Here is a 15470-nt window from a genome sequence, read left to right on the forward strand (position 1 = left end):
AGGACGATCGTGCGCCTGACTCTGACCGTCGTCGATCCGCTCGGCGGCGCGAACGCCGACGTCGTGCTCGACGCCGATCCTGAGTCCTCCGTAGGGGACATCGCCAAGGAGCTGGCCCAACAGGTGGGCTACGGCGGCGGTGACGCCCAGATCATCCCGATCGGCGGCCACCAGCTCCCCGGCGCCGGTCAGGGCGGGGCACCCGTCGTCTTCGTGGACGGCTACCCCATCGACGCCTCCGCCACCATCGGCACCTCCGCGCTGCGCGAGGGCGCCGTCGTCAGCCTGCACGACCCGGCGGGCTGCCTGCCCGGCGAACCCACGGGCCTGGTCGAACTGCGCATCGCGGGCGGACCCGCGGCCGGCGCCGTGCACCGCCTCGGGATCGGCCGGTACGACATCGGCAGCGGACCCGCCTCGTACATCCGCATCGACGATCCGGAGCTGCCCGCCCGGGCCCTCACGTTGTCAGTTGCAACCGATGGCACCTGCCAAGTCGCCGTACATGGGGACATAGACGGCGTGACCCTCGAAGGCAAGAAGTTCAGCGAGGCCGACGACAGCGAGAAGAAGGCCGAGAAAAAGGGCGAGGCGAGCGACAAGCCGGAAAAGAGCAGAAAGCGCGACAAGGGCAATAAGGGTACGGACAGCGACGGCAAAAAGCGCGACAAGGGCGAATGGCCGCTCGGCGCCCAGATCGCCGTCGGAAACACCCTGCTCGAACTCGACAGATACGCGCCGCCGAACGCCGCCCTGAAATGGTCCGAGGACGGCACGGGACTCGACTACAACCGTCCCCCGCGACTGCGTCCGCCCGAGCGGCAGACGAAATTCAGGCTGCCGAGTCCGGTACGTGATTTCGAGGCGCGCCCGCTGCCCTGGCTGATGGCGCTCACGCCGCTCGTCGGTGCCGTCGTATCGGTGATGATCTTCGGTCGCTGGTACTACCTGATCATGGCGCTGCTCAGCCCGCTGATCCTGTTCGGCAACTACTTCATGGACAAGAAGCACGGGCGTAAATCCCATGCCAAACAGGTCAAGGAGTACAACGAACACAAAGAGCGGATCGAGAAGGACGCGCAGGAAGCCCTCGTCGCCGAGCGGATCGACAAACGGCAGGCCATCCTCAGCCCGGCCGGCATCCTCTCCCTGAGCACCGGGCCCCGCACGCGCCTCTGGGAGCGGCGGCGCACCGACTCCGACCACCTCCTCGTGCGCGTCGGCACCGGGCGGCTCGACTCCGAGGTCGTGCTCGACGACCCCGAGCAGGACGACCACAAGCGCGAGGTCACCTGGAAGATCGAGGACGCGCCCGTCGCGCTCTCGCTGCGCGATCTCGGCGTCATCGGCATCGCGGGCCCCGGCGACTCGGCGAAGGCACTCGGCCGCTGGGCCGTCGCGCAGTCCGCGGTCCTGCACAGCCCGCTCGACGTGCAGTTCTACGTACTGACCGAGAACTCCGCGCGCGAGAACTGGGACTGGACACGCTGGCTGCCGCACGCGCGGCCCTCCGGCTCCCAGGACGTCAACATGCTGATCGGCACGGACGCCGAGACCGTCGGCTCCCGCATCGGCGAGCTGACCCAGATCCTCGCCGCGCGCCAGAAGGCCGCCAAGGAGAACAACCGCGGCGGCGCCACCTCCTTCGGCGACCCCGACATCGTCGTGGTGTGGGACGGCTCGCGGCGCCTGCGGTCCATGCCCGGTGTGGTGAAGCTGCTGCGCGAGGGCCCCGCCGTCGCCATGTACGCGCTCTGCCTCGACGACGAGGAACGGTTCCTGCCCGGCGAGTGCCAGGCCATCGTGATCGCCGAGCCGAGGCCCGAGGAGATCGACCTGCCCGCCCGGCCCGCGCCCGGCGGCCAGCTCCCCGCCCCGCCCGCGCCCGGCGGCTTTCCCTCCTTCCAGGCCTGGCACACGACCGCAGGGGACGACGACGGGCAGGACGCCGGGAAGCCCCTCGAACTGCGGCTGCGCGTCGAGAAGACCGACGCCGCCCGCATCCGTAACGTACGGCCCGACTTCGTCTCCGCCGCCTGGTGCGGACGGCTCGCCCGCGCGCTCTCCCCGCTGCGGGACATCAGCGGCGAGACCGAGGACTCGGCGCTGCCCGGCTCCTCCCGGCTGCTCGACGTGCTCCAGCTCGAACCGCCGACGGCCGACCAGATCACCGCGCGCTGGCGGATGGGCGGCCAGTCGACGATGGCCGTCATCGGCGAGTCGTACGACGGGCCCTTCGGCATCGACATGCGACGCGACGGGCCGCACGGCCTGATCGCCGGTACAACCGGTTCCGGTAAGTCGGAGCTGCTCCAGACCATCGTGGCGGCGCTCGCGGTGGCCAACACCCCCGAGAACATGACCTTCGTCCTCGTGGACTACAAGGGCGGTTCCGCGTTCAAGGACTGCGTGAAGCTGCCGCACACCGTCGGCATGGTCACCGACCTCGACGCCCACCTCGTCGAGCGCGCCCTGGAATCCCTGGGCGCCGAGCTGAAGCGGCGCGAGCACATCCTGGCCGCCGCCGACGCCAAGGACATCGAGGACTACCAGGACCTGGTGCGCCGCGACCCCTCGCACGCGCCCGTGCCCCGGCTCCTCATCGTCATCGACGAGTTCGCCTCCATGGTGCGTGACCTGCCCGACTTCGTGACGGGTCTGGTCAACATCGCCCAGCGAGGCCGTTCGCTCGGCATCCACCTGCTCCTGGCCACCCAGCGTCCGAGCGGTGTCGTCTCCCCCGAGATCCGCGCCAACACCAACCTCCGTATCGCCCTGCGCGTGACGGACGGCGCCGAGTCCGCGGACGTCATCGACGACCCGGCGGCCGGTCACATCGCCAAGAGCACGCCGGGACGCGCGTACGTCCGCCTCGGTCACGCCTCGCTCGTCCCCTTCCAGTCGGGACGTGTCGGTGGCCGCAGGCCCGGCGCCACCGACCCCGCGCTGCTCGCGCCCTGGGCGGGCTCGCTCGGGTGGGAGGACCTGGGGCGTGCCGCCCTGGTGAAGCCCAAGGCGGAGGCGCGCGAGGAGGAGGAGATCACCGACCTCAAGGTCCTCGTGGACGCCGTGCGCGACGCGAACGCGACGATGGGCATTCCCTCGCAGCACAGCCCGTGGCTGCCGGCGCTCTCCGAGCAGCTCCAGCTCGACGAGATCCCGCAGCCGCTCGCGAGCGACAAGCCGGGTGCGCTCGCGCCCGCGCCGTTCGGCCTGGAGGACATCCCCTCCGACCAGGCGCGCCGCCCGGTCGCGGTCAACTTCGAGACGTTCGGGCATCTGCTCATCGGCGGTGCCCCGCGCAGTGGCCGCTCGCAGATCCTGCGGACGATGGCGGGCTCCATCGCCCGTACGCACTCGTCGGCGGACGTCCACCTCTACGGCATCGACTGCGGCAACGGCGCGCTCAACGCGCTGACCCGGCTTCCGCACTGCGGGGCCGTCGTCAGCCGTAACCAGACCGAGCGTGCGGTGCGGCTCATCACCCGGCTCAAGGGCGAAGTCACGCGCCGCCAGGATCTCCTGGCCGACAAGGGCTTCGCCGACATCGGCGAGCAGCGGGCCGCGGTGCCGGACGACGAGCGCCTTCCGCACATCGTCGTGCTGCTCGACCGCTGGGAGGGCTGGCTGCCGACCCTCGGCGAGTACGACCACGGCGAGCTGACCGACGAGCTCCAGGCGATGATGCGGGAAGGCGCGAGCGTCGGCATCCACCTGGTCATCACCGGTGACCGCCAGGTCCTCATCGGCCGCATGGCCTCGCTCACCGAGGACAAGTACGGCCTGCGGCTCGCCGACCGCTCCGACTTCTCGATGCTCGGCATGAACGCACGCAAGGTGCCGGAGGAGATTCCGCCGGGCCGCGGCTTCAAGAACGAGCACGGCACGGAGACGCAGTTCGCGCTGCTCGCCGAGGACTCCACGGGCCAGGGCCAGGCCGCGGCGCTCTCCGAGATCGGCGAGGCGGCGGCCGTGCGGGACGCGGATGTGCCGCGGGCGCGCAAGCCGTTCCGGGTGGACAGCCTGCCGAGCCGGATCGGCTTCGCCGACGCGTGGGAGATGCGGGACCCGGAGGCCTCGCGCTCCAAGCTGTGGGCGCTGGCGGGCATCGGCGGCGACGACATCATGGGCTTCGGGCCTGACCTGGCGCAGGGTGTGCCCACGTTCGTCGTCGCGGGCCCGGCCAAGTCCGGCCGGAGCACGACCCTGATGAACATCGCGCGTTCGTACATGACGCAGGGCGTACGCCTGGTCATCGCCGCCCCCCGGCCTTCGCCGCTGCGGGAGCTGGAGGGCCAGGAGGGTGTGCTGAAGGTCTTCAAGGACGACGACATCGAGAGCGACGACTTCAAGGAGGTCGTCGAGTCGGCGACGCCGGAGGATCCGATCGTGTGGATCGTCGACGACGGTGAGGTCCTTGAGGACTGCGACGCCGAGCGCGAGTTCAAGCGCCTCGTGCAGCGGGGCTCCGAGCGGGGGCTCGGGCTCGTCATCGGCGGCGACGAGGAGGAGGTGTGCGGCGGCTTCTCCGGCTGGCAGGTGGAGGCGAAGAAGGGCCGCCGGGGCATCCTGCTCTCGCCCCAGGACTCCTCCAGCGGCGAACTGATCGGCATCCGCACGACCCGGAGCATGGTCGGCGGCCCGATCGCTCCGGGGAAGGGCCTGCTGTACACGGGCAGCGGGGAGCCGGTCACCGTCACGACGCCGATGTAGCGCGCGCGGCTTTCCCGTCCGTCCTTTGCTCCGGGGCAATCGGGTGGGCGGGAAAGGCCGTTCGGCTCGGGCTTGGGTACGGGCTTGGGTTCGGGCTTATGTACGGGCTTATGTACGGGAGAGCCGCGCTTCCGGGTTGCCCGACTCCGCGTTCTCCGAGAGGTACATCAGGTCGTCGCCCTTGGGGCGGAGGCGGACCGTGTGGGTGTTCTTCGTGCACTGGGCGGCGCTGTCCGCCTGGCCCTTGCCCTGCGCCACGATCTCCTTGTCCGACACCGACTTCAGGGTCAGGTCCACCGCGCAGACCCCGCCCAACTGGTCGGTCTGGGTCATGACGGCGAAGCGCTCGCCCACCTTGCCCTGCTCGACCTCGAGGCGGAACGTACCCATCGGGACCGCGCCGTTCGCCGCGACCGCCTGGCCTTCCCAGGTGCCGCGGTAGGAGGCGGGGACCTTGCCCGCTTCGTCTTCCGATGTTCCGCCGTCGCCGGGCTTTTCGCTCGCGGAAGCGGCCGGGGGCTGCCCCTGGCCCGCGTCGCTCGACTTCTCGCCGTTCCCGGGAAGCAGCCCGAACACGAAGACGGAGCCCACCGTCACCGCGGCCAGCGCGCCCGCCACCCCGAGGACCAGCGTGCAACTGACCTTGCGGCCACGCCCGTCGGCCCCGTCGGGCGTCGACGTCGCGGCGACGGACACCGTGACCCGGCCGGGCGACGCCGACGGCTTGGCCGGCGTCTGCGCAGGGACGTTCGCCGCCGGAGGAACCGGAGCGTACGAAGGGTCCGGCGGGCCGAAGGAGCCGCTGCCCACCGCCGCCGGACTGCCGAACGGCACAGGGCCCGAAGGCTGCTCCGCGACCCCGGCCCCGGCCCCGACCCCGTCCGTCTCCAGGTCCAGGATCCGTACGGCGCTCCGGCTCACCCGCTCCACCAGCGGCCCCGGCAGCCACCCCGCCGCCACCAGCGCGTCCGCACCCAAGGGCGCCAGGCGTCGGGCGATCTCGTCCGGGGCCGGGCGTTCGGCGGGGTCCTTGGACAGGCACTGCCGGGCCAGGTCGCCCAACTCTCCGTCCAGCGAGCCCAGTTCCGGCTCCTCGTGCACCACCTTGTAGAGCAGCGCCGCCGAGGAGTCGCCCGGGAAAGGGGACGCCCCCGTCGCCGCGTACACCAGGACGGCTCCGAGCGAGAAGACGTCCGCCGCGCCCGCGACGCCCCTGCCCAGGATCTGCTCCGGCGCCATGTAGCCGGGCGAGCCGACGGAGACCCCGGTCGACGTCAGCGAGGCCGTGCCGTCCGTGGCCCGCGCGATGCCGAAGTCGATCAGGCGGGGGCCGTCCATCGTGAGCAGCACGTTCGACGGCTTCACGTCACGGTGGACAAGGCCGAGCCCGTGTACGTGGGCCAGCGCCTCGGCGAGGCCCGCCACCAGGACGCGTACGGAATGAGCGGGCAGCGGCGACAGGTCGCGTACCGCCTCCGCCAGCGAAGGCCCCGCCGCATATCCCGTGGCCACCCACGGAACCGCCGCCTCCGGGTCGGCGTCGAGGACCGGCGCCGTCCAGTCGCCGCCCACCCGCCGCGCCGCGTCCACCTCCCGCCGGAAGCGGGCGCGGAACTCCTCGTCGAGCGCGAAGTGCGGATGGACGACCTTCACCGCGACCGTACGGCCGCCGGAACTGCGCCCCAGGTAGACCCGGCCCATACCGCCCGAGCCGAGTCGGCCGAGCAGCCGGTAGGGCCCGATGACGGTCGGTTCGCCGGGATCGAGCGGGTGCATGACGAAGGCCTCCCCCGGACGCGCCGCACGGCCGCGGCCGCACGCGCCGCAGGCATTGTCTGCAGCTCAGCGTAGTCCGCGCGTACGCCCGGTGGTTGAGGCGTACAGCCATGCCCTGCTAGTCGCGTACTAGGGGTGCGACTCCAGGAGTTCCACCTTCACGTCCGCGGGGAATCCCGTCGTCTCGCCCACCCGGCGCGCGAACTCCTCGACGCCCTTCAACTGCGCGCTCCCGAAACGGAAGTCGAGCGTCGTGAAGTACTGCTCCAGGACGGTGGCGTCGAAGGCCTCCCAGCGCGCCGCCTGTTCGGAGACCTTGCCGACCTCCTCCAGGGAGAGGTCACGCGAGGCGAGGAACGCCCTGTGCACCGCGTGCACGACCGCGGGCTCGCGCTGCGCGTAGTCCCGCCGGGCCGCCCAGACCGCGAAGACGAACGGCAGACCCGTCCATTCCTTCCACATCTCGCCCAGGTCGTATACGTCGAGACCGAGGCGCGGAGCGTCGATCAGGTTCGCCCGCAGCGCCGCGTCCCCGATGAGCACGGCGGCGTCCGCCTCCTGCATCATCAGACCGAGGTCGGGCGGGCACGTGTAGTAGTCGGGCTGCACGCCGTAGCGCTCGGCGAGCAGCAGCTGCGCCAGGCGCACGGAGGTGCGCGAGGTCGAGCCGAGCGCGACCCTCGCGCCGTCCAGCTGGTCGAGGGGTACCTGCGAGACGATCACGCAGGACATCACCGGGCCGTCGCAGCCGACCGCGAGATCGGGGAAAGCGACCAGATCGTCGGCGTTCCTGAGGAACTCGACGAGCGTCACGGGTGCGATATCGAGATCACCCCGCACCAACTGCTCACTGAGCTTCTCAGGGGTGTCCTTCGTGAGCTCGAAGTCGAGCAGCGTTCCGGTGCGCGCGAGACCCCAGTACAGAGGCATGCAGTTCAGGAACTGAATGTGTCCGACGCGCGGCCGGGGGGTGCGGTGATGGCCGGGGGGCTGATCCGAGCCTGCCCCGGCGATGGTGTCAACGGGAGAATTGTCCACATCGGGGAGGCTAGCCCCCTTGCGGTACGGTGCAGAAAGCGGGGCCCCGATCCCGCGCTTGTCAAGAGCTTCCGACCTGGTCCGTCAACCCCTCTGGGGGGTCCGTCAAACATCCGGGTGACGTGATCTTGCCCCCTATTGCTTTCGGCTGCCTGCGTGCTAAGCTCGCCGCAAGTTGCAGTTTGGTTTCCCTTGCAGTACAGAGCCTGCGGAGTCATGTGACCCGCGGGCTCTCGTCGTTTTCAGACTTATGCAGTTGTTTCAACAATCGCAGGTTCTGGAGCAGGGCAACCCTTTGGCCCAAGGAGGGCTTATGGCTACCGGAACCGTGAAGTGGTTCAACGCCGAAAAGGGCTTTGGATTCATCGCCCAGGAAGGCGGAGGCCCCGACGTCTTCGTCCACTACTCCGCGATCAACGCAAACGGCTTCCGCTCCCTCGAGGAGAACCAGGCCGTGAGCTTCGACGTCACGCAGGGCCCGAAGGGTCCGCAGGCGGAGAACGTCACCCCCATGTAGTGGGGCGCCCCATGCGAATGGGGCGTGTGACAGTTCCGGTGACTTGATCCGGACATGGATAGCAGTACCCAAGGGGCTCTGCCTTCCCGCTTTGTGCGGGTTGGCGGGGCCCCTGCCTTTTTCTGGCCCCTGGGCCTTTGGTTCTGGGGGCTTTCTGGTCTTCTGCGGGTGCGTTGGGGCTTGTCGCGCAGTTCCCCGCGCCCCTTCGGGCGCGGTTTCCCGTGCCTCTTCGGGTGTGGCAGTTACACGTGTTGCATGATCAATACGAAGGTTGTGCCTGGTTCAAGGGCCTCGTAGAGGTGGGGGACGTCGCCTCTGTACGACATGTAGTCGCCGACGGCCAGTTCCACCGTCGCGTCGCGTGGGCCCGCCAGCAGGCGGCCCGTGGAGATGACCAGGTGCTCCATGGACCCGGGGATATGCGGCTCCGACTCCCGCACCGAGCCCGGCTCCAACGCGCCGTGGTAGATGTCGCGCCGGACGCCGGAGGGGCCCGCCGAGAGCAACGTACCGGCGTACGAAGCCTGTTCGGCGTGCATGGTCGGGCCTTCCCCGGCCCTGATCACCGTCACGGCGGGCGCGGGTGACTCCACGAGGACGCTGAACGGCACACCGAGCGCCACGGCCAGGGCCCACAGCGTCTCGATCCCCGGATTGCCGGTGGCCGCCTCCAGTTGGGAGAGCGTCGACTTCGCGATCCCGGCCCGTTTGGCCAGCTCGGAGAGGGAGATCCCCGCCTTGGTGCGCTCGCGGCGCAGGGAGGCGGCGACCCATTCCCTGGGCAGCGTCCCGGAAGCCTTGCCGTCGGTCATTGCTTGCGCTCCTTCGCCCCACACCGGCTGGCGTTCGGTACAGCGGACCTTTCGTTCGGCTTGACGAACACCATCCGCTACAGCCATCGTACTCCTATGCGTTCGCCACACCGAACATCTAGCCCGCCAGAGCGAACGAACGAAGGGTTCGTCCGCCTTTCCCAGCTGCCGCGCGGCGTCCTGCGCGACATCGCCCTCGTCTGGCTCGCCGACGCCGTCGTCGGTGTCTCCTTCGGCGCGATCGCCGTCGCGGGCGGCCTGCCCGTGTGGGTTCCGGTCCTGATGTCGCTGCTCGTGTACGCGGGCTCCGCCCAGTTCAGCGCCATCGGCATCCTTGCCGCGGGCGGCGGTCCGGTGGCCGCGACGGCAACCGGTCTGCTGCTCAACTCCCGTACGGCGGCGTTCAGCCTGGCCGTCGCGGACAGCCTGGGCCGGTCAAGGACCGCGCGGTTCTTCGGCGCGCACCTGATCACCGACGAGACCGCCGCGTTCGTGCTCGCCCAGCCCGACCTGAAGCGTCGCAAGGCCGCGTTCTGGATATCCGGGCTCGGTCTGTTCGCCGTGTGGAACGTCAGCGTTCTCGGCGGTGCGCTGGCCGGGTCCGTCATCGGCGACACCGCCCGCTTCGGGCTCGACGCCGCGTTCCCCGCGGTGCTCCTCGCCCTGGTCCTGCCCGCCCTTCGGGCCGACAGCATGACGCGGCGGGCCGCGGCCGCCGGCGCGGTGATCGCGGTCGCCGCCGCGCCCGTGCTGCCTGCCGGGGTGCCGGTGCTGCTTGCCCTGCTCGGGCTGCTTGCGGCGCGGCGGGGGCCCGGGCGGCGCTCTGTCTCCCGCTCCGGCCGCCCCGGTGTCTCCCGCCCCGGCCGCCCCGATTCCCTGAGGAGTGACTCGTGAACGCCTACCTCGCCTGCGTCCTCGTCCTCGCCGCGGGAACGTACGCCTTCCGTCTCGCAGGGCCCCTGCTGCACGGACGCGTCGAACTGCCCGCCCGCGTACAGGAGTTGCTGACCGTCGCAGCCACCGTCCTGCTCGTCGCGCTGCTCGCCACGGGCGCGCTCACCGAGGGGCACGGTTTCGCCGGGTGGGCGCGGCCCCTCGGGGTCCTGGCCGGCGGAGTGCTTGCCTGGCGCAGGGCGCCGTTCGCCGTGGTCGTGGTGGGCGCGGCGGCGACTACGGCGCTGTTGCGTCTTGCGGGGGTGTCCTGACCGGCGGCTCGCCCTTCGCGGACGCCGCGTTCCCGTACAGCCCGTCGACCAGTTCCGCGTACCGCTCCGTCACCGCCCGTCTGCGCACCTTCAGGCTCGGCGTGAGCAGTCCGTCCTCCACCGTGAAGTCCTCGTCGATGAGGGCGAAATCGCGGATGCGGGCCGGGCGCGAGACCTCCGCGTTGGCCGCGTCCACGGCGGCCTGGACGAGGGCGCGGACGCGGGGGTCGCGCGAAGGCGGCTCGGTCAGTCCGATGCCCTCACGGCCGGCCCAGCCGCCGATCTCCTCCGCGTCCAGGGTGATCAGGGCCACCGGGTAGGGGCGGTTGTCCCCCACCATCACGGCTCGCGACACGAACCGGGAGCGCTGCACGGCGAGTTCGCTCAGGGACGGGGTGAGGTTCTTGCCGCCGGAGGTGATGATCAGGTCCTTTTTGCGGCCGGTGATGCTGAGGTAGCCGTCGGCGTCGAGGGCACCCAGGTCGCCGGTGTGCAGCCAGCCCTCGTGGTCCAGGGCGTCCCGGGTGGATTCCGGGTCGGCGTGGTAGCCGGGGAAGATCATCGCGCCGCGGGCCAGGATCTCTCCGTCGTCGGCAATACGGACCTCGCAGCCGGCTACGGGGCGGCCGACCGTGCCGTAGCGGACGGCGCCCGGGTGGTTGAGGCTGATGACACCGGCCGACTCGGTCATCCCGTACCCCTCGAAGAACGCGATCCCGCAGGCCCGCAGGAAGTCGATGACGTGCGGGGCGATGGGGGCGCCGCCGGTCAGCGCCCACCGCACGCGCCCGCCGAGCGCCTGCCGGACCAGGCTGTAGAGGGCCTTGTCCGCGGCGTCGTACGCGTCCTGGAGCTCGGGCGGCAGGACGCCGTCCGCCGCGAGGACGCCGATGCGTATCGCCTCCTCGAAGCGTGCGCGGCCGCCGTCCTGCGACTCCGCGAGGGAGAGCACGACGGAGTACACCTTCTCGAACAGGCGCGGTACGGAGGGCAGATGCGTGGGCCTGGCCTCGGCCAGCTCGGCGACCACGTTCTCGATCTTCCCCCCGAAGAAGCAGAGCTCGCCGCCCTGGACGAGGGTCGTGAACTCGATGAGCTGGGCGAGGAGATGGGCGAGCGGAAGATAGAGATACGTGGAGTCATCGGGCCCGCCCTGGATCAGGGGCAGCGTGGCGGACTGAACGGCACCGAGATTGCCGTGGGTGAGCAGACATCCCTTGGGCAGACCGGTGGTCCCGGAGGTGTAGATGATGGTGGCCGGGTCGTCGGGGGTCCGGGCACGGGCGCGCGCCAGCAGGTCTTCCGGGGTCGGCTGTTCGGCACCCCCGGCCCCATCCGGGCCCGGTCCGCCGTCTCCGCCGTCTCGGTCGTCTCGGTCGTCTCGGTCGTCTCGGTCGTCTCCGTCGTCCGTCATGACCAGTACGTGTCGTACGCCTGGGAGGCGGGGGGTGAGGCGGGTGATCTTTTCCGCCTGGGTGGCGTTCTCGCAGAGCACCACCGAGGTGCCGGAGTCTTTGATGACCCACTCCACCTCCTCGTCGCCCGCCGTCGGGTAGACGGGGACGACCACCGCGCCCGCCGCGAACGCGGCGAAGTGGGCGTAGGTCCACTCGGGGCGGGTTTCGGCGAGGATCGCCACGCGGTCGTCCGGGCGGACGCCGAGCGCGAGCAGCCGGGAGCCGAAGTCACGTACGCGGGCTCGCAGTTCCTCGTACGAGATCTGCTCCCACGTCCCGCCGCCGCCGGAATCCGCGGACCTGAAGCGGAGTGCGGGCAGCTTGCCGTGGCGGTCGGCCGCCCATTCGGTGAGGACGGCCAGGGTCTCGGGGCGCTCCGTCGGCTGCATGCGTACGACGCTAAGGACAGTGCCGCCCCTCGCGGGATGACGGGAAGCGTCAGCGGGGTTGGCCGCGGAGCTCAAGCGGGGCGCGGGAGGCGCGAAGTCGACGAGTTAAGCGGACGCGGGAAGTGGGAGCGTCGAGTTCGAGAAGCCGCCGGACTGGGGAGGGACTCCCCATGCCGAGCCGGACCATCACCGTCCACCACGTCCGCGCCATGCTGCACGGCGCCGAACGGCACGGAATCGACACCGTCCCGCTGCTCCGCACCGCCCAGATCCCCCCGCTCCTCCTCGGCGACGACCGCGCCCGCATCACCGAGGTGCAGTTCGCGCGCCTCTTCCGGGAGTTGTACCGCGCCACCGGCGACGAGTTCCTCGGCCTCGGCTCGGCCGCCAGCAGGCCCGGCACCTTCGCGATGATGTGCCACGCGTCCATCGGCTGCCGCGATCTCGGCGCCGCCATGGAGCGCGCCGCCACCTTCTACGGCCTGTTCCCCGGCGGCCCCGACTTCACCCTTGAGCGCCGCGGCACCGGCGGCATCGGTGGCACCAGCGGCCCCGCCGGTCAGGGCGACGCCGTCTTCGCCGTGCGCAACGACCTCGAACACGACTACTTCCTCGCCGAGTGTCTCGTCATCATCTGGCACCGCCTGTGCAGCTGGCTGATAGGGCGCCGCATCCCGCTCCACTGGGCGGAGTTCGGGCATCCGCCGCCCCCGCACAAGGACGAGTACGGACTGCTCTTCGGCTGCACCGTCCGCTTCGGCGCACCCCGCACCGGCGCCGGTTTCGACGAGCACTGGCTGGCCGCCCCCCTGATCCGGGACGAGGCGGCCCTGGAGGGGATGCTGAACCGCGCGCCGTTCGACCTCCTCTCCCGGCGCGAGTACGGGACGACGGTCGCCGAGCAGGTGCGGCGCGCCCTGACCCGCGCCCTGCGCACCTCGCCCCGGCTGCCCTCCCTCGGCGAGATCGCCGCCCGCCTCGCGGTGAGCCCCGCGACGCTGCGGCGGCGCCTGGCCCGGGAGTCCACCTCGTACCAGGAGTTGAAGGACGCCGTACGCCGGGACGCGGCGATCGCGGGCCTCGCGGAGGGCGCGGAGCCGATCGCCGATCTCGCCGCGCGGCTCGGCTTCTCCGAGGACACGGCATTCCACCGGGCGTTCCGCCGGTGGACGGGGACGACACCGGGCGCCTACCGCTATGAGAACCAGGGTCAACGAAGCTGAGCGCCCCGGCCAGCGCCCGACCCGCCCCTCACTCACTACGGTCTTCGCCTGAACACCCCGGCCGGTGACAGCGGTGCCAGCAGTGGTGGCAGTAGTGGTGGCAGTTGTCGTGACAGTAGTTGGGAGAGTCGTATGCACGTACGTACCAGCGCAAGAGCCCTGGCCCTGGTGGCCGCGCTCGGACTTGCGGGCGTCACTCCGGTCACGGCGCAGGCCGCCCCGGCGGCGGAGGCCGCCGCCCCCGGAGATGTCGTCAGCTCCGCGCCGAGCAGCTTCCATCCCCTGCCCGGCCAGCCCACCAACACCAAGGCCTGGAAGATCAACTACCGCTCGACGACCGCGAAGGGCGAGCCGAACACCGTCTCCGGCACCGTCATCGTGCCGCAGGACGGCCGGAAGGGACCCCGCCCCCTCATCACGTACGCCGTCGGGACGATCGGCATGGGCGATCACTGTGCCCCGAGCGCAGGCTTCCCCAAGGGCACGACCCTCGAAGCCAACCTCATCCAGCAGCTCACCCTGCGCGGCTGGGCGGTGGCGGTGACGGACTACGAGGGCCTCGGCACCCCCGGCGACCACACCTACACGGTCGGCAGGGCCGAGGGGCACGCCATGCTCGACGCCGCCCGCGCCGCGATCCGCCTCCCCGAAGCGGGGCTCGGCGAGGACACCCCGGTCGGCATCATGGGCTACTCGCAGGGCGGCCAGGCTTCAGGCTGGGCCGCCGAGCTGCACGGTTCGTACGCCCCCGACCTGAAGGTGAAGGGCACGGCCACCGGCGGTATCCCGGGCGACCTGATGAAGGTGGCGGACTTCAACGACGGCTCGTACGGCTCCGGCCTGATCTTCATGGCCGCGATCGGCCAGAACGCGGCCTTCCCCGAACTGGACCTGGAGTCCTACCTCAACCCCGCGGGCAAGAAGCTGACCGGCACCCTGCGCAACAGCTGCGTGGCGGACGGCGCGGTGCTCGGCGCCTTCAAGAAGATCTCCGACATGACGGTGAAGAACCCCCTCGACCAGCCCGACTGGCAGCAGCGCCTGCGCGAGTCGGCGGTCGGCACGCGGGCTCCGGACGCGCCGGTGTACCAGTATCACGTGATCACCGACGAGCTGATCCCGTACGGCGTGGGCAAGCAGGTCCGCAAGGACTGGTGCGCCAGGGGCGCGAACGTCGAGTGGCACACGGTCCCGCTCGGCGAGCACGTCTCTGGGGTCATCACACAGTCGCCGCTGGCCGCGAATTGGCTGGCGGAGCGGTTCGCGGGGAAGCCGGCGCGGGGCAACTGCTGACCGGCGGAGCGGGACGGCGGCGCGTGAGGGTCCTCGCAGGCCCTCACGCGCCGCCGTCGTGCAGCCGCCGTCGTGCAGCCGCCGTCGCTCAGAGCGCCGCCCGCTCCACCGGGATCCACAGCTCGGCGTCCGCGTGTGTCCCGTCGTCCGAGAGCAGGGTCCGCAGGATCTCGGGCCCCGGCCTGCTCTGGTACGGGTTCGACGGAAACCACTGCGTGAACACGTCCCGCCACAGATGCTGCAACGTCTGCGGGAACGGCCCCGCACTCTCGAAGACGGCCCATGACCCGGCCGGGACGCCGAGCACGTCCATGTCGTCGGGCGCGTCGGCGCCGCTCACCGCGCCGTGCCAGTAGTCGAGTTCGGTGCCCTCGGCGCGGCTCTCGTCCAGATCGTCGCTCACCGAGACGATCCCCCGCGGCTCCTGGTCCGACAGGCTCTCGATGCGCCGCAGCGTCTCCTTGCCGAGCCCCCGGATGAACCCGGCGATATGCGGATTCACGCCCTCGTGGACGAGCGGAACGCGCGCCTTCCTGCCGACGATCCGGAACGCGTCCCTCTCCACGACCCTGTACCGCATGCTGCTGCTCCCCTCGACGACGAGGCGGAAGGACATCCGCGGCTGGGACCGCAGAGTCGCGCCGCCGCGCCTTGCCTCGCCGGGCCCGACCCCGTGCATGGCACGGAACGCCCGCGCGAAGGCCTCCCCCGACGAGTAGCCGTACCGCACGGCGATGTCGAGCAGCGTCCGCTCCCCGGCAAGCACCTCGCCGCCCGCGACGGTCAGCCGCCTGCGCCGGATGTACTCCGAGAGCGGCAGCCCCGCGAGGCCGGAGAACAGCCGCCGGAAGTGGTACTCCGACGTCACCGCGGTCCGCGCCAGGTCGGCCACGTCGATCTGCTGATCGAGATGACTCTCGATCTGCTCCATGGCCTGGTTGAACCGCTCAAGCACCGCGCGGCTCCCCGTACCAGCGCCAGGAGGTCACGCGGGGGTGGCCCGGGAGTTCCCCGCGGCCCGTGGCCCAGAGCAGCGTGGGCCAGGGG

General features: G+C 71.0%; 11 protein-coding genes. 6 read left to right on the plus strand and 5 right to left on the minus strand.

Going from position 1 to position 15470, the window contains the following annotated elements:
- Positions 1-9 precede the first annotated feature (9 nt).
- Complete coding sequence (locus ACQKIP_RS11710) at positions 10-4713, plus strand: FtsK/SpoIIIE domain-containing protein (RefSeq protein WP_365862952.1); 4704 nt, start codon at positions 10-12, stop codon at positions 4711-4713.
- 108 nt (positions 4714-4821) lie between these two features.
- Here ACQKIP_RS11710 and ACQKIP_RS11715 read toward each other — a convergent pair whose 3' ends face one another.
- Both ACQKIP_RS11715 and ACQKIP_RS11720 read right to left on the minus strand, forming a co-directional pair.
- Entirely contained in the window at positions 4822-6489 is a 1668-nt protein-coding gene (locus tag ACQKIP_RS11715) for a protein kinase domain-containing protein (RefSeq protein WP_365862950.1), read from the minus strand.
- Positions 6490-6618: 129 nt separating this feature from the next.
- Positions 6619-7503, minus strand: a complete 885-nt coding sequence (locus ACQKIP_RS11720) for a menaquinone biosynthetic enzyme MqnA/MqnD family protein (RefSeq protein WP_365863101.1) — start codon at positions 7501-7503, stop codon at positions 6619-6621.
- A gap of 337 nt (positions 7504-7840) precedes the next feature.
- On the opposite strand from ACQKIP_RS11720, the gene ACQKIP_RS11725 reads away from it, so the two are divergent.
- The gene (locus tag ACQKIP_RS11725) at positions 7841-8044 is read left to right on the plus strand and encodes a cold-shock protein (protein WP_006138897.1); all 204 of its coding nucleotides are present in this window, start codon (positions 7841-7843) and stop codon (positions 8042-8044) included.
- A 242-nt stretch (positions 8045-8286) separates the two neighbouring features.
- On the opposite strand, the gene ACQKIP_RS11730 is transcribed toward ACQKIP_RS11725, so the two are convergent.
- A complete protein-coding gene (locus ACQKIP_RS11730; RefSeq protein ID WP_365862948.1) occupies positions 8287-8856 on the minus strand; it encodes a helix-turn-helix domain-containing protein in 570 nt (189 codons plus the stop codon).
- A gap of 96 nt (positions 8857-8952) precedes the next feature.
- Here ACQKIP_RS11730 and ACQKIP_RS11735 point away from each other — a divergent pair, with 96 nt between their 5' ends.
- Together ACQKIP_RS11735 and ACQKIP_RS11740 are read left to right on the plus strand one after the other, a co-directional pair.
- Positions 8953-9750, plus strand: a complete 798-nt coding sequence (locus tag ACQKIP_RS11735) for an AzlC family ABC transporter permease (RefSeq protein ID WP_365862946.1) — start codon at positions 8953-8955, stop codon at positions 9748-9750.
- A complete protein-coding gene (locus ACQKIP_RS11740; protein ID WP_365862945.1) occupies positions 9747-10061 on the plus strand; it encodes an AzlD domain-containing protein in 315 nt (104 codons plus the stop codon). Before ACQKIP_RS11735 ends, ACQKIP_RS11740 begins: the two co-directional genes overlap by 4 nt.
- On the opposite strand, the gene ACQKIP_RS11745 is transcribed toward ACQKIP_RS11740, so the two are convergent.
- Positions 10027-11907: an AMP-dependent synthetase/ligase gene (locus tag ACQKIP_RS11745; protein ID WP_365862943.1), complete on the minus strand. Its 1881-nt coding sequence runs from the start codon at positions 11905-11907 to the stop codon at positions 10027-10029. The genes ACQKIP_RS11740 and ACQKIP_RS11745 overlap by 35 nt on opposite strands.
- A 170-nt stretch (positions 11908-12077) precedes the next feature.
- On the opposite strand from ACQKIP_RS11745, the gene ACQKIP_RS11750 reads away from it, so the two are divergent.
- Together ACQKIP_RS11750 and ACQKIP_RS11755 are read left to right on the plus strand one after the other, a co-directional pair.
- Positions 12078-13130, plus strand: coding sequence for an AraC family transcriptional regulator (locus tag ACQKIP_RS11750; protein ID WP_365862941.1), 1053 nt, complete (start codon positions 12078-12080; stop codon positions 13128-13130).
- A gap of 132 nt (positions 13131-13262) precedes the next feature.
- On the plus strand, positions 13263-14423 hold the full coding sequence (locus ACQKIP_RS11755; RefSeq protein WP_365862940.1) for a lipase family protein: 1161 nt from the start codon (positions 13263-13265) through the stop codon (positions 14421-14423).
- An 88-nt stretch (positions 14424-14511) separates the two neighbouring features.
- Here the strand turns inward: ACQKIP_RS11755 and ACQKIP_RS11760 are convergent, their stop codons facing one another.
- Positions 14512-15378 carry an AraC family transcriptional regulator gene (locus tag ACQKIP_RS11760; RefSeq protein ID WP_365862938.1) on the minus strand — a complete coding sequence of 289 codons (867 nt, stop codon included), beginning with the start codon at positions 15376-15378 and terminating at the stop codon, positions 14512-14514.
- Positions 15379-15470 lie beyond the last annotated feature (92 nt).

The sequence above is a fragment of the Streptomyces sp. NPDC059900 genome, assembly GCF_050270335.1.
GTDB lineage: Bacteria > Actinomycetota > Actinomycetes > Streptomycetales > Streptomycetaceae > Streptomyces.